This is a genomic window from Actinomadura sp. J1-007 (assembly GCF_009793335.1).
GTDB classification, from domain to species: domain Bacteria; phylum Actinomycetota; class Actinomycetes; order Streptosporangiales; family Streptosporangiaceae; genus Spirillospora; species Spirillospora yumaensis.
The window spans coordinates 470,386-483,656 of the sequence record NZ_WING01000001.1 but is presented as its reverse complement, the minus strand read 5'-3'; the positions used below and the strand labels follow the sequence as shown (position 1 = coordinate 483,656).

At 74.3% G+C, this 13,271-nt stretch carries 16 protein-coding genes; 10 read left to right on the top strand and 6 right to left on the bottom strand.

Annotation, left to right across the window (positions count from 1 at the left end; genetic code table 11):
• Positions 1–20 precede the first annotated feature (20 nt).
• From GEV43_RS02180 to GEV43_RS02165, 4 genes are read left to right on the top strand one after another with little or no spacing between them, the layout of a single operon-like run.
• Positions 21–341 carry a hypothetical protein gene (locus tag GEV43_RS02180; protein ID WP_160819260.1) on the top strand — a complete coding sequence of 107 codons (321 nt, stop codon included), beginning with the start codon at positions 21–23 and terminating at the stop codon, positions 339–341.
• A complete protein-coding gene (locus GEV43_RS02175) occupies positions 338–1,558 on the top strand; it encodes a HAMP domain-containing sensor histidine kinase (protein WP_206681420.1) in 1,221 nt (406 codons plus the stop codon). The genes GEV43_RS02180 and GEV43_RS02175 overlap by 4 nt, the downstream gene beginning before the upstream one ends.
• Positions 1,555–2,100 (top strand): hypothetical protein, encoded by a 546-nt coding sequence (locus GEV43_RS02170; RefSeq protein WP_160819258.1) that lies wholly within the window; start codon positions 1,555–1,557, stop codon positions 2,098–2,100. Before GEV43_RS02175 ends, GEV43_RS02170 begins: the two co-directional genes overlap by 4 nt.
• Entirely contained in the window at positions 2,097–2,762 is a 666-nt protein-coding gene (locus GEV43_RS02165; protein WP_160819257.1) for a hypothetical protein, read from the top strand. Before GEV43_RS02170 ends, GEV43_RS02165 begins: the two co-directional genes overlap by 4 nt.
• 17 nt (positions 2,763–2,779) lie before the next feature.
• Here GEV43_RS02165 and GEV43_RS02160 read toward each other — a convergent pair whose 3' ends face one another.
• From GEV43_RS02160 to map, 4 genes are all read right to left on the bottom strand, one after another.
• A complete protein-coding gene (locus tag GEV43_RS02160) occupies positions 2,780–3,496 on the bottom strand; it encodes a metal-dependent hydrolase (RefSeq protein WP_175249964.1) in 717 nt (238 codons plus the stop codon).
• Between the two features lie 181 nt (positions 3,497–3,677).
• The gene (locus tag GEV43_RS54550) at positions 3,678–4,679 is read right to left on the bottom strand and encodes a DNA polymerase ligase N-terminal domain-containing protein (protein ID WP_160819256.1); all 1,002 of its coding nucleotides are present in this window, start codon (positions 4,677–4,679) and stop codon (positions 3,678–3,680) included.
• Between the two features lie 58 nt (positions 4,680–4,737).
• The gene (locus GEV43_RS02150; RefSeq protein ID WP_160819255.1) at positions 4,738–5,427 is read right to left on the bottom strand and encodes a helix-hairpin-helix domain-containing protein; all 690 of its coding nucleotides are present in this window, start codon (positions 5,425–5,427) and stop codon (positions 4,738–4,740) included.
• A gap of 77 nt (positions 5,428–5,504) precedes the next feature.
• Positions 5,505–6,356, bottom strand: a complete 852-nt coding sequence (gene map / locus GEV43_RS02145; RefSeq protein WP_160819254.1) for a type I methionyl aminopeptidase — start codon at positions 6,354–6,356, stop codon at positions 5,505–5,507.
• A 69-nt stretch (positions 6,357–6,425) separates the two neighbouring features.
• Here map and GEV43_RS02140 point away from each other — a divergent pair, with 69 nt between their 5' ends.
• A complete protein-coding gene (locus GEV43_RS02140; RefSeq protein WP_160819253.1) occupies positions 6,426–6,617 on the top strand; it encodes a hypothetical protein in 192 nt (63 codons plus the stop codon).
• A gap of 42 nt (positions 6,618–6,659) precedes the next feature.
• On the opposite strand, the gene GEV43_RS02135 is transcribed toward GEV43_RS02140, so the two are convergent.
• Positions 6,660–7,259 carry a hypothetical protein gene (locus tag GEV43_RS02135; RefSeq protein WP_309239406.1) on the bottom strand — a complete coding sequence of 200 codons (600 nt, stop codon included), beginning with the start codon at positions 7,257–7,259 and terminating at the stop codon, positions 6,660–6,662.
• 99 nt (positions 7,260–7,358) lie between these two features.
• Between GEV43_RS02135 and npdG the strand changes: the two genes are divergently transcribed.
• The 4 genes from npdG (at position 7,359) to GEV43_RS02115 (ending at position 10,574) form a co-directional block, all read left to right on the top strand.
• Positions 7,359–8,051, top strand: coding sequence for an NADPH-dependent F420 reductase (gene npdG, locus GEV43_RS02130; RefSeq protein WP_160819252.1), 693 nt, complete (start codon positions 7,359–7,361; stop codon positions 8,049–8,051).
• A 70-nt stretch (positions 8,052–8,121) separates the two neighbouring features.
• On the top strand, positions 8,122–9,180 hold the full coding sequence (locus GEV43_RS02125; protein ID WP_309239405.1) for an NAD-binding protein: 1,059 nt from the start codon (positions 8,122–8,124) through the stop codon (positions 9,178–9,180).
• Positions 9,181–9,372: 192 nt separating this feature from the next.
• On the top strand, positions 9,373–9,804 hold the full coding sequence (locus GEV43_RS02120; protein ID WP_160819251.1) for a hypothetical protein: 432 nt from the start codon (positions 9,373–9,375) through the stop codon (positions 9,802–9,804).
• Positions 9,801–10,574 (top strand): hypothetical protein, encoded by a 774-nt coding sequence (locus GEV43_RS02115; RefSeq protein ID WP_241682742.1) that lies wholly within the window; start codon positions 9,801–9,803, stop codon positions 10,572–10,574. The genes GEV43_RS02120 and GEV43_RS02115 overlap by 4 nt, the downstream gene beginning before the upstream one ends.
• A 52-nt stretch (positions 10,575–10,626) precedes the next feature.
• On the opposite strand, the gene panB is transcribed toward GEV43_RS02115, so the two are convergent.
• A complete protein-coding gene (panB, locus tag GEV43_RS02110; RefSeq protein WP_160819250.1) occupies positions 10,627–11,475 on the bottom strand; it encodes a 3-methyl-2-oxobutanoate hydroxymethyltransferase in 849 nt (282 codons plus the stop codon).
• A 223-nt stretch (positions 11,476–11,698) separates the two neighbouring features.
• Between panB and GEV43_RS02105 the strand changes: the two genes are divergently transcribed.
• Positions 11,699–13,267, top strand: coding sequence for an MFS transporter (locus tag GEV43_RS02105; protein WP_160819249.1), 1,569 nt, complete (start codon positions 11,699–11,701; stop codon positions 13,265–13,267).
• Positions 13,268–13,271: the final 4 nt, after the last annotated feature.

Below are 13,271 nucleotides of genomic sequence, written 5' to 3'. Positions count from 1 at the left end.
CCGCGCCTCGGACCCGGCCGGTGGCCCTCGCCGGGGCGGCGCGCGGGGGCCCGGAGGACGGGACGCGGCGCCGGTGGTTCACGGGGCTGCGGGCCCGGCTCGCCGCCGCGTTCACGGCGGTCGCGCTGCTGGCGTCGGTGCTGGCGTCCGGCATCTCCTACGTGCTGCTGCGCAACGCGATGCTCCAGCGAGCGCAGGACACCGTCCTCGCCGAGGTGCGGCAGACGCTCGCCCGGCAGGTCCCCCGCAGCTCCCGCCGGACGTCAACAAGGACCTCGGGCTGGAGCTCGCCGGCACCCTGGCCACGGCCGGCGGGCGCAAGGCGGCGGCGGTGCCGATGACGTTCGACGGGACCGTCAACCTCCCCGCCCGGACGGCGCTGGACGTCCCGGTCAGCAAGGCGTTCGCCAAGCGGGCGCAGAAGGGGATGGTGTTCCAGCGCATCGTCCGGGACGGCAGGCCGTACCTGCTGGTCGGCACCCGGATGTCGGAGTACACCACCACCGAGGACGAGCCCTGGCGCACCTCCCCGCCGGTCGTGTACGTCTCGGCGAGCCTCGCGAAGGAGGCCGCCGACCTCAGCTCCTACACCAAGGCGATCGGCATCGCCGACCTGCTGGCGCTGGTCGCGGCGCTCGCGCTCGCGCTGCTCGCCACGCGCGGCGTGCTGCGCCCCGTGCGCCGCCTCGGCGACGCCGCGCGCGCCCTCGGCGACGGCGAGCTCGCCATCCGGCTCGACGTGCGGGGCCGGGACGAGCTGGCCGACCTCGCCCGCACGTTCAACGGCACCGCCGAGGCGCTGGAGCGGACCGTCACCGAGCTGCGCGCGATGGAGGCGGCGTCCCGCCGGTTCGTCGCGGACGTCTCGCACGAGCTGCGCACGCCGCTGACCTCGATGATCGCGGTGACCGACGTGCTGGCCGAGGAGACCGCCGCCTCCGACGAGGGCGGCACGGCGGCGCGGCTGATCGTGGCCGAGACCCGGCGGCTCGGGCAGCTCGTCGAGCACCTCATCGAGATCAGCCGGTTCGACGCCGGCGCCGCCGCGCTCGTCCTGGACGACGTCGTCGTGGCGGACGCGGTCGCCGCGACGCTGCGCGCCCGCGGCTGGAGCGACCGGGTGGAGGTGGACGGTCCGGGCGACCTGGTCGCCCGCCTGGACCCGCGCCGGTTCGACGTGGTGGTCGCCAACCTGGTCGGCAACGCCCTCAAGCACGGCCGCCCGCCCGTCCGGGCGGCCTTCTCCGCGTCCACGCGCGCGGGCGTCCCCGGCTTCGCGCTGACCGTCACCGACCGCGGTCCGGGACTGCCCGAGGACCTGCTCTCCGTCGCGTTCGACCGGTTCGTCAAGGCGGAGGCGGCGCGGTCCCGCAGCGAGGGCAGCGGCCTCGGCCTGTCGATCGCGCGGGAGAACGCCGTCCTGCACGCGGGCACCCTGGACGCCGCCAACGCCGCGGAAGGCGGCGCGGTGTTCACCTTGTGGCTCCCCCTGGAGCAGAACGAGCCCCCGCCCGAAAACCAACCGGAGCGAAGGAACCGCCCGGAGGAACCCGAGTGAGCGCAAGGCCCCGACCACCCCTCCGGACGGCGGCGCGGTCGCTCCTGCCGGCGGCGGCGCGGCCGCTGGCCGCGGTGGCGGCCGCGGTGGTGCCCGTCGTGCTCGCCGCCGCGTGCGGCGTCCAGCCGACGGGGATCGTGAGCGCCGGGGCCGGGCCGGTCGCGTCCGGGTACGCGGCCGACGTCACCGTGTACCTGGTCCAGGGCGCGCGGCTGCACCGGGTCACGCGGCCCGGCCGTCCCGGGCACCCCTACCTGGCCATCGAGCAGCTCTCGGTCCCGCCGACCACGCAGGACCGGCGCCGCGGCCTGACCACCGAGATCCGGCGGCCCCTCAGCGCGCAGGCGGGGGACCGGCCGGGGCAGCTCGTCGTCGCCGAGTACGGCGGGCCGTACCTCACCCGCTGGACGCGCCTGGCCAAGGCGCAGGTCGCCTGCACGGCCGAGGCGATCCCGGGCGTCTCGTCCGTCACGCTGGCGACCTGGGAGGACGCGCTCAACCGGCGGGTCCCCTGCGCCGGCTACCGGGACCTGCTGGCATGAGGGGCCTGCGGCACGCGTGGACGGCCGCGGCCGGCCTGGTCCTGCTGGGGGCCGCGGCGGGGGCGGCCGGGGCGGGCTGCGGCATCCAGCCGACCGGCATCGTGACCGCGGGCGACGGGCCGCCCGCCTCCGGGCAGGCCGGTCCGATGACGGTCTTCCTCGTCGGCCCGGACGGACGGCTCGCGTCCACGGTGCGCCCGGGACTGCCGGGCCACCCGTACGCGGCGGTCTCGCAACTGGCCATCCCGCCCACCAGCGGGGAGCGGCGCCGCGGCCTCACCACCGCGGTCCCGGAGCCGCTGCGGCTCTCGGCCCGCTCGTCCCCCACCCAGGGCGGGCCGACCGGCGGCGTCCTGGACGTGGACGTGCGGCTGGACGTTCGGCTGGACGCCAAGGACGCCGTGGCCGAGCTCAGGAAGCGGCAGCCGCTGTGGTCGCGCCGGGCGCAGGCGCAGGTCGCGTGCACCGCCGAGACGATCCCCGGCGTCACCAAGGTACGGCTCACCGGCCTGGTCAGCTTCAAGCCGGGCCCGCGCACGCGGCCGGGCATGGACAACAGCGTCTGGGTCACCGGCCTGCTCGGCGCGGACCTCCGGGAGTGGGAGGACCTCGGCTGCTCGGACTTCCCCGACCTCCGCCCCGCCGCCCCCCGCGCCCCCTGACCGGCCGCGGCGCGGGGTCAGCCCTTGGTGAGCCAGCGGGTGGTGACCTCGCCGATCACCGAGCGGATCGCCATCACCGCGATGCCGAGGGTCAGCAGCGGCGCGACGACCCAGCGCTCGACCTTGCCGTCCGTACGGGGGATCACCGGGACGTCGAGCCGCCAGGGGAACGGCCACAGCACCGGGCACCCGCGCGGCGTGAGGCAGTCGCCCGCCACGTGCGCGAGGCAGCCGAGCGTCACGGCGAACCCGACGAACGTCATGTCCAGGTCGTGCATGGCCCACACCGCGATGCCCGCGACCGCGCAGTCGGCCAGCGCGGACTGCGGCTCCTTGCCCTCGAAGTCCAGGCCGATCCCGCGCAGCCCGAAGCCGACGATGACGAACAGCGCGGCCCACCAGCCGTACACGAGGTTGGTGGCGAGCCAGTCCATCGCCCAGCCCATCGCGACCGCGAACAGGATCGAGTGGGTGGCCTGCCGGTGCCCGCCCGACGCCTTGCCGACCCACTTGCAGAACGTGTGGGTGATCGGGCCGAAGGTGTTGGCGATGCGGCCGTTGTGGTGGTCGACGTCGGGCAGCAGCGCCGCGCCCGCGCACACGACCGCCCCGGCGGCGAGCTGCGCGGGCGACAGGTGGATCGCGTGGTCGCCGAGCCACTCGTCCCGGCTCAGCACGGGAACGGCGGCCAGCCACGCGAGCGCCCCGCTGAGGGCGTGCGTCTTCCCCATCATGCGCCGTTCCCCCGCCTATCCGCCCGTTTCGCCCGCACGGCCGGACTCTAGCCCGCTAGTGATCGTTTTCAGCGGCGACGCGCCGAAAGTGGGCGATACGTCCGTTTGATGCGCACGCGGGCCCGGCGGTTCCGCCCCGGCGCGTCGCGGAGCCGCGCCGGAACGGGACGAACGCGGGGGGTCAGAGCTTGAGCAGCCGCCAGGCGCCGGAGCGCTCGCCCGGCTCGTACGGCGAGTCGAGCCGCTTGGCGACGACGCCGCGCAGGCCCCGCTCCTTGGCGGTGTCGCGGACGGCCCGCCCCTCGCCCGGGTACCAGGGCGCGGTCTGCCAGCGCGGCCCGGCGAGGCCGAGGTCGCCGAGCCGCTCGCGGCGCTCCTCGTACGGGACGTCCAGCAGCGGATGCCCGTCCAGGTGCAGCAGGTCGAACACCAGGTACGTCTCCTGGCCCTCCACCGAGGCGAGCTCACCGTCCAGGACGACCCGGCGGGCGCCGAGCGACTCGCCGAGCGGGCCGCCGAGCCCCGCCGGGGACCGCGCCTCGCGGCCCCGGCCGTCGGTGAAGCGCGTCCGGCCGCCCTCGACGTACGCCAGCAGCCGCCGCCCGCCCCACGCGAACTCGAACCCGTAGTGCTCCTCGTCGCGCGGCAGCCGGGCCCGCTCCTGCGGCAGCATCGGCCGCACCCGCTCCGGCAGAGGCTCGGCGTCGGGGTCGGCGGGCGGGTCCATCCGGTGGATCATCCAGTTCTTGCCGCGCGTCCTGAACAGCGCGTACAGCCCGGTGACGCGGGAGCCGTGGAACACGGCCTTCACCTCGCGGTCGGTCCACTTGCGCGTCTCGTACGTCCCCCGGTCCCAGATGTAGACCTCGCCGCCGCCGTACTCGTCCGCCGGGATCTCGCCCTCGAACGCGGCGTACTCCAGCGGGTGGTCCTCGGTGTGCACGGCCAGGTGGTTGGTCTTCGGGCTCCACGGGACGCCCTTCGGCAGCGCCCACGACACGAGCACGCCGTCGCGCTCCAGCCGCAGGTCCCAGTGCAGGCTGGACGCGTGGTGCTCCTGGATCACGAACGTGTCGTCGTCGCCGTGCGGGAGGTCGCGCTCGTCCGGCACGGGCTCGGGCGTCCTGCCCGCGTCGCGCTTGCCCCGGTACTCGGCGAGGCGGTCCTGTCTCTTCTCGGCCACATCCCGTGCATACCCGCGCCGGCGCGGCCAACCTCGGGGGCCGCCGGGACGGCGCGCGTCAGCGGACGAACACCGCGTAGTCGGCGATGTCGCCGGTCAGCGCCGGGGGCAGGCCCGCCAGCGCCGCCAGCTCCTCGGCGGACACGAACCCGCCGGTCTCCTCCCGCACCCGCTCGATCCGCACGGCCAGCTCGGGCGTGATCCCGGGCAGCAGGGTGAGCACCTCGGCCGGGGCGTGGTTGACGTCCACGAGACCGCCGTCCTTGTACTGGCGCGGCAGGTCGGGACGGCCGATCCGCAGCTCGCGGGCCAGGCCCGGGTCGTCGGACGCGAGCCGGCGGGCCTTGTCGCGCAGCAGCCGCTGCTGCCGGACCCGTTCCACGACGGCGTCGTTGCCGAGCCCGGAGAGCCCGTCGGGGTCGAACACCCGGCGCCGGATCAGGAACGCGTGCCCGCAGCCGACGACCGCGAGGACGAACATCAGGATCCCGACGAGCCGCTGCGCGCCGTCCTGCTTGCCGACGTCCGGCATCAGGGTCACCAGCAGCACGAAGATCGCGATGTAGACGGCGGAGGAGACCAGCAGGTGCGCGCTGCGCCGCCACAGCGCCGCCCCCGCGAAGGTGAAGGGGGTGGCGTAGCCGAGGGTGAGGAACGGCAGCGCCGCCCACGTCACGCTCAGCGCCGCCCGGCCGGGCGGCATGCTGTCGGAGGGGACCCGCGGTTCGTACGGCGCTGGGGCGTTCATCTAGAGGATCTCCCGGCCGGTATGGGTGATGTGGACTCTAGATCCTTTTTGTACCCGGGCGAGCGGCCGGGAGGGGGTTATGGAAGGGTCAGGATCTCGTGGCCGTCATCGGTCACCAGCAGCGTGTGCTCGAACTGCGCCGTCCGCCTGCGGTCCTTCGTCACGACCGTCCAGCCGTCGGCCCACATGTCGTAGTCGAACGACCCGAGCGTCAGCATCGGCTCGATCGTGAACGTCATGCCCGGCTCGATCAGCGTGGTCGCCGCCGGGTCGTCGAAGTGCGGGACGACCAGGCCCGAGTGGAACGTCGTCCCGATCCCGTGCCCGGTGAAGTCGCGCACCACCCCGTAGCCGAACCGCTTGGCGTACGACTCGATGACCCGGCCGATCACGTTGAGCGCCCGGCCCGGCTTGACGGCCTTGATGCCGCGCATCATCGCCTCGTGCGTCCGCTCGACCAGCAGCCGCGACTCCTCGTCGACGTCCCCGCACAGGAACGTCGCGTCGGTGTCGCCGTGCACGCCGTCCACGAACGCGGTGATGTCGATGTTGATGATGTCGCCGTCGCGCAGCACCGTGTCGTCGGGGATGCCGTGGCAGATCACCTCGTTGATCGAGGTGCACAGCGACTTCGGGAACCCGCGGTAGCCGAGCGTGGACGGGTAGGCCCCGTGGTCGAGCATGAACTCGTGCCCGATCCCGTCGAGCTCGTCGGTGGTGACCCCCGGCCGGATGTGCTTGCCGACCTCTTCGAGCGCCTGCGCGGCGATCCTGCCCGCCACCCGCATCTTCTCGATGATCTCAGGGGTCTTGACGTCGGGCTCGCCGGTCTTCGGGCGCTTCTTTCCCACGTACTCCGGCCGCGCGATGTGCGCGGGAACCTTGCGCATGGGAGACACGTGACCGGGCCGGAGTAGTTGGGTCGTCATAGTGATGGAGTGTAGTCAGCCGCGGCCGGGCACGAATCCGGAGGCGGCGGCGAGAGCGGAGGATTCCCCATGAGCGGTGACGAGACCGACGGCGACTGGTGGTTCTGCCTCAGGCACATGCGGGTCGAGCACGGGCCCGGCTGCCCGGGCAAGGACCGGATGGGCCCGTACGCCTCCGAGTCCGACGCGGCCGGCGCGCTGGCCCTCGCCCGCGAGCGCAACGAGGCGTGGCGGCGCCAGGACCGCGACGAGGACGACTGAGGACGACCGGGAGCGCCCTCCGGACGGGTGTCCGGAGGGGGCTCAGTCGAGCGTGGGGCCGCTGACCGTCTCCAGGAGCCTGGCGAGCCGTCCCCGCAGGCCCCTGCCGCGCTCGGCGCGGAGCGCGGCCGGGTCCTCGCCCGCCGCCGCGCTGACCAGGTGCTGGGCCCCGTCGAACGACACGAGGGGCTCGCTCGCGGGCACGGTCAGCGCCTCGTGCGCGAGGCCGCGCAGCTCCTCGTCGCCGCCCTCCAGCGCGAGGATCACCGCGCCCGTGCGGCGCGCGTCGTCGACCCGTTCCAGCAGCGGGACGGGCGCCTCCTCCTCGGCGACCACGAACAGCGTCTCGCCCCGCCGGGCCTCCTCCAGCCGTTCGAGCCCGACCTTGAGATGCGGCGGCGCGTCCGGCGGCGGCGCCCACCGCACCAGCGTGGGTGCGAGGCCCGGCAGCCCGCCGAGCCTGCTCTCGTCGTCGAGATGCGCCGCCAGGTGCCACGGGTCGTCGCCCGGGGTGCCCACGAGCATCAGCCCGCCCGGCGTGCGGGACGTGACCCGCAGCGCCCGTCCGAACTCCTGGGTGCGGTCCAGCCAGCCCGTGGCCGCGAGCACCTCGCGCAGCATCGTCACCTGTTCGGCGTCCACGGGACCATGGTGCCTCACGTCCCGCCGGGAGCAGGCGGTTTCCGGCACCCGGGAGGCCGGATCGGTCCCGCCGGGACGCCACCTGGCAGACTCGCGGACATGACTGAGCAGCAGAAGACCCCGTACGACCTGCCCGACGCGAGCGGCCTGAGCATCGGCATCCTCGGCGGCACCGGCGACCAGGGCAAGGGCCTCGCCCGCCGGTTCGCCCTCGCCGGGCACCGGGTGACGATCGGCTCGCGCAAGGCCGAGCGCGCCCAGCAGGCCGCCGACGACCTCGGCGCGGGGCTGCCGGTCCGGGGCGCGGAGAACCCGGTCGCGGCGGGGGAGTCCGACGTGGTGATCGTCGCGGTGCCGTGGGACGGCCACAAGGCCACGCTGGAGTCGCTGCGCGCGGAGCTGAGCGGCAGGATCGTGGTCGACTGCGTGAACCCGCTCGGCTTCGAGAAGGGCAAGGGCATGTACGCGCTGCCGGTCGAGGAGGGCAGCGCCGCGCAGCAGGCCGCCGCCGTCCTGCCGGACAGCCGCGTGGTCGCCGCGTTCCACCACGTGTCGGCCAAGCTGCTGCTCGACCCCGAGGTGGACGAGATGGCGCTGGACGTGCTGGTGCTCGGCGACGACCGGGAGGCGACCGACCTCGTCCAGGCCCTCGCCGGACGCATCCCCGGCATGCGCGGCATCTACGGCGGCAAGCTGCACAACGCCCATCAGATCGAGGCGTTCACCGCCAACCTGATCTCCATCAACCGCCGCTACAAGGCCCACGCCGGGCTGCGCATCACCGACGTCTGATCGGGCGCCGCGGCGACCGCGGGCCCAGCGCGCGGGCGCGGGCGCGCCGGGGATTCACTATCGTGGCGGGGTGATCGAGGAGGGCCCCTCGGGGGGACGGCCCAGGGTCCTGCTGCCCAAGGCCCGCGTCGGCCCGCTCCGCGCGGTGCTGAAGCGCGTCGGCATCGCCCTGCTGCTGCTGTTCGCGGTCGTCGCCGTCGTCTACCTCGGGCGCCGCGGCTACCGCGACACCGCCGGCGGCACGCTCTCGCTGCTCGACTGCTTCTACTACGCCACCGTGAGCGTCTCCACGACCGGCTACGGCGACATCACGCCGGTCAGCGAGACGGCGCGGCTGGTCAACACCGTCTTCGTGACGCCGGTCCGGGTGCTGTTCCTGATCGTCCTCGTCGGCACCACCCTGGAGGTGCTCGCCGAGCGCACCCGCGAGGACTGGCGCAAGACCCGTTGGAGGGCCCGCGTGCGCGACCACATCGTGGTGGCCGGCTACGGCACCAAGGGCCGCAGCGCCATCAAGACCCTGCTCGGCAGCGGCGTCGACCGCGAGTCGATCGTCGTGGTGGACCCCGACCCCCGCGTGGTCGGCGAGGCCGCCGAGGCGGGCTTCGTCGGCATCGTCGGCGACGCCACCCGCAGCGCGGTGCTGAAGCAGGCGGCGGTGCAGCGCGCCCGCGAGATCGTCGTCGCCAGCGCCCGCGACGACACCGCCGTGCTGATCACCCTGACCGCCCGGCAGCTCAACCCCCGGGCCGGCATCCAGGCGGCCGTGCGCGAGTCGGAGAACGTCCCGCTGCTGCGGCAGAGCGGCGCCGACCACGTGGTCACCTCGTCCGAGGCGGCCGGGCGGCTGCTCGGGGTGTCGACCGGCCAGCCGCACGTCAGCGAGGTCATCGAGGACCTGCTCGACCAGGGCAGCGGGCTCGACCTGGTCGAGCGCGACGTGCGCCCGGAGGAGACCGGCGGCCCGATCTCGGCGGTGCCCGAGCCCGCGCTCGCGATCGTCCGCGACGGCCGCACGCTGCCGTACGACCACGCGGCCTGCTCCCTGCTGCGGGACGGCGACCGGCTCATCGTGGCGCGCTCGTCCCCGCGCGCGGGCGAGCACGCCGCGGACGGCGAGGAGCGGTAGCCGTACGGCACCGGGTTCCACCGGGCGCCCGCGCGGACGGGTGGCCGCGGGGCGATTCTTCCGGGACCGGCCGGAGCGGAGCCTGGACGGCGCGCGTCCAAGTGCGCATGTTGGGGGATGGGACTTTTCCGGTCATCGCGCCGTTCCCGCCCCGGCGCGCCATATGATCGGAACGCGACAGGGCAGGTGAAGATGAGGCAGATCCGGTCGGCGGACCCGTGGAGCACGTTCCTCACCACTCAGGGACGCGGCGCAGGCGTGACCGCCCCCCGCTCCGTCCCCCCACCGGCGGAGCCGGCCCGCACCGGGCAGGGCCACGGCGACGACGTGGGCGCCGCCGACGCGCGCGGCCGCGTCCTCGAACGGCTCCGCGCGGCCCGGGGCCCGCTCACGCTGGAGCAGATCCACCACGCCACCCGGCTCGGGCTGCTGGAGGTCGCCGACGCCGTCGAACGGCTCCGCGACCAGGGCCTGGTCGCGGTCGAGCACGAGATCGACGAGGTCGTCCGGCTCACCGGCGACCCCGCACCCGGCACGGACGGCCCGGCGGCGGGCACGGGCGGCCCGGGGCCGGGAGCGGGCGGCGCGCGCGGCGCGGGGAGCGCCGGCGGGCCCGCTGCATGACCGGTTACCTCGTCGCGGTCTCGCTGAGCTGCCTGGTCGGGGTCGCCGAGCTGATCAGCCGCTACCGGGACCGCCCGGCCACGCTGCTGCGCGTCCCGAGCACCTGGGCGTACGTGCTGATCAACGGGGCGGCCGGCGCGGGGTCGCTGCTGCTGCTGCACACCTTCGACTGGAGGTTCGGCGTGCGGTCGCCGGACGTCGCGTCCGCCACGCAGGTGCTCGTCGCGAGCCTCGGCTCGATGATGGTGTTCCGCAGCGCGGTGTTCACGGTGCGGGTGGGCGACGAGGATGTGGCGGTCGGGCCGAGCACGCTGCTGACCTCGCTGCTCGCCGCCGCCGACCGCGGCGTGGACCGGATGCAGGCCAAGACCCGCGCGCAGGAGGCGGGCGAGATCATGCGGGGCGTGTCGTTCGCCCGGTCGCGGCTGGCGCTGCCCACCTACTGCCTCGGCCTGCTCCAGAACGTCTCCGCCGAGGACCAGGCCGACCTGCGCACGGCGGTGGACGCCCTCGCGGGCAGCGAGATGACCGACGGGCAGATGGCGCTCAACCTCGGCCTGCTGCTGATGAACGTCGCCGGGCCGGACGTGCTGAGCGCGGCCGTCGACACCCTCCGCGAGGAGATCTCGGCGGACCCCCCGAGGGCGTCCGTCCCGCCGCCCCGCAACGGCGCGGGGAGCGCGGGCGGCGGACGCGCCGGAGGCTCCGGGCAGGGGGACGGCTCGCACACGCCCGAGGCCGCACGCGCGAACCCCGACGCGACGGCCTGACCGCGCCGCGAGGGGCGGGCGGGCCCGCGCGCCGGGGTCCGGGGCCCGGGGATCAGCGGTAGGAGTGCTCGGGCGCCGGGTAGACGCCGTTGACGACCTCGTCGGCGTACGTGCGGGCGGCGTCGCCGAGCGCGGCGCCGAGGTCGGCGTACTTCTTGACGAACTTGGCGGTGTGCGGGGTCAGCCCGGCCATGTCCTGCCACACCAGGACCTGCGCGTCGGTCTGGTTGCCGCCGCCGATGCCGATCGTCGGGATCGACAGCGACGAGGTGACGCGGGCGGCCAGGTCCTCGGGCACGCATTCGAGGACGACCGAGAACGCGCCCGCGGCCTCCAGCGACTTGGCGTCGGTGAGCAGCTCCTCGCCGGACTCGCCGCGGCCCTGCACCCGGTAGCCGCCGAAGACGTTCACCGACTGCGGGGTGAGGCCGAGGTGGGCCATCACCGGGATGCCCGCGGCGACCATGGCCTCGACCTGCGGGAGGATCCGCCGGCCGCCCTCCAGCTTGATCGCGTGCGCGCCGGTCTCCTTCATGAACCGGGTCGCGTTCGCGAGCGCCTCGGGGACGCCGGTCTGGTACGAGCCGAACGGCAGGTCGGCGACCACCATCGCCCGCTTGGAGCCGCGCACGACGGCGGCGGCGAGCGGGATCAGGTCGTCCACGGTGACGGGGATGGTCGAGTCGTAGCCGTAGACGACCATCGCGGCGGAGTCGCCGACGAGCAGCACGGGGATGCCGGCCTCGTCGAAGATCCGCGCGGTGAGCGCGTCGTACGCGGTGAGCATCGGCCACTTCTCGCGCCGCTCCTTGGCGGCGGCGATGTCGCGTACGGTGACCCTTCGCCCCTGCTGGCCGCCGTAGAGGGCGGTCGGCTGCGCGGGCGCTGCTGAAGAAGACATGGAGTACCTCCGGTCTCGAATCGCCACGGTGGCGTATCCGGACGGAACCGATCGTGCCACTTGGTGAACGATTCGGGTACCCCTCCCGATTCCTGATCTCCGTCACATCCGGGCGTCCGAGGCGTCCCCGGGAATACAAAACGATACGGTTGCGTATCGTAGAGGGGAGGCGTACGCTCGACGCCGTATTACGAAACGTACTCGTATCGAATTTGGGAGCGACTTGGATCCGCAGACCATCCACCGGCGGCGCTGGCCCATCCTCGGCGTGCTGACCGTCGGCCTGCTCGTCGTCGTGCTCGACAACACCATCCTGAACGTGGCGCTCAAGACGATCGCCGACCCCGACGAGGGCCTCGGCGCGACGCAGAGCCAGCTCGAATGGTCGATCAACTCCTACACGCTGGTCTTCGCCGGCCTGCTGTTCACCTTCGGCGTGATCGGCGACCGGATCGGCCGCAAGCGGGTGCTCATCGGCGGCATGGCGGTCTTCGCCGTCGCCTCGCTGCTGTCGGCGTACGCCCAGACCCCCGACCAGCTCATCTGGGCCCGCGCCCTGATGGGCCTCGGCGGCGCCGCGGTCATGCCGCAGACACTGTCGATCATCACCAACGTCTTCGAGCCCGCCGAGCGCGCCCGCGCCATCGGCATCTGGGCCGGCGCGGTCGGCCTCGCCGTCGCGATCGGGCCGGTCACCGGCGGCCTGCTGCTCGCCCACTTCTGGTGGGGCTCGGTCTTCCTGATCAACGTCCCGGTGATCGCCGCCGGCGTCGTCGCGATGGTCTTCCTCGTGCCGGAGTCGCGCAACCCGAGCCCGGGGCGGCTCGACCCCGTGGGCGTCCTGCTGTCGATCGTCGGCCTGATCGTGCTCTCGTACGGCATCATCCAGGGCGGCGAGAAGGGCGCCTGGCTGGAGTTCGGCGTGCTCGGCCCGATCGTGGCCGGCCTCGCGGTGCTCGCGCTGTTCGTCTGGCACGAGGCCCGCGCCGACCAGCCCGCGTTCGACGTGCGGCTGTTCCGCGACCCGCGGATGTCGGCCGCCGTCGCGTCGATCGCGCTGTGCTTCTTCGCCGCGGCCGGGGTGTTCTTCTTCTCCAACTTCTACATGCAGTCGGTGCGCGGCCTGTCCCCGCTCCAGTCCGGCGCGATGGTGCTGCCGTTCGCGGCGGCGCAGCTCGTCTTCTCGCCGCGCAGCGCGGCCATGGTCCGCCGGTTCGGCGCCAAGGCCGTCTGCACCGTCGGCCTCCTGCTGGTCACCGCCGCGCTCGTCGGCTACCAGTTCGTCGGCACCGACACCCCGCTCTGGGTGCTCGGCCTGGTCTTCTTCGTCCAGGGCACCGGCATGGCCAACGTGATGCCGCCCGCGACCGAGTCGGTCATGTCGGCGCTGCCGCGCGAGAAGGCCGGCGCCGGATCGGCCGTCAACAACGTCGCCCGGCAGGTCGCGGTCGCCATGGGCGTCGCCGTCCTCGGCTCGGTCGTCGCCCAGGTGTACCGCGACGACCTGCGCGGCGACCTGGCCGCGCTCCCGGCCGGCGCGCGCGAGGCGGCGGGCCAGTCGATCGAGAGCACGCACGCCGTCGCCGGACGGATGGGGCCGGCGGGCCAGGCCCTGATCGACCCGGCGAACGCCGCGTTCGTCCACGCCATGCACACCGCCGCGATCGCCGCCGCCGTCATCGCGTTCCTCGGCGCGATGGTCGTGCTGAAGTGGATGCCGGGACGGGACGCGTCCGCGCCCCCCGCGGCTCTCCCCGAGCCCGAACGCGAGCCGGAGGACGCCCGGGTATGAGAGC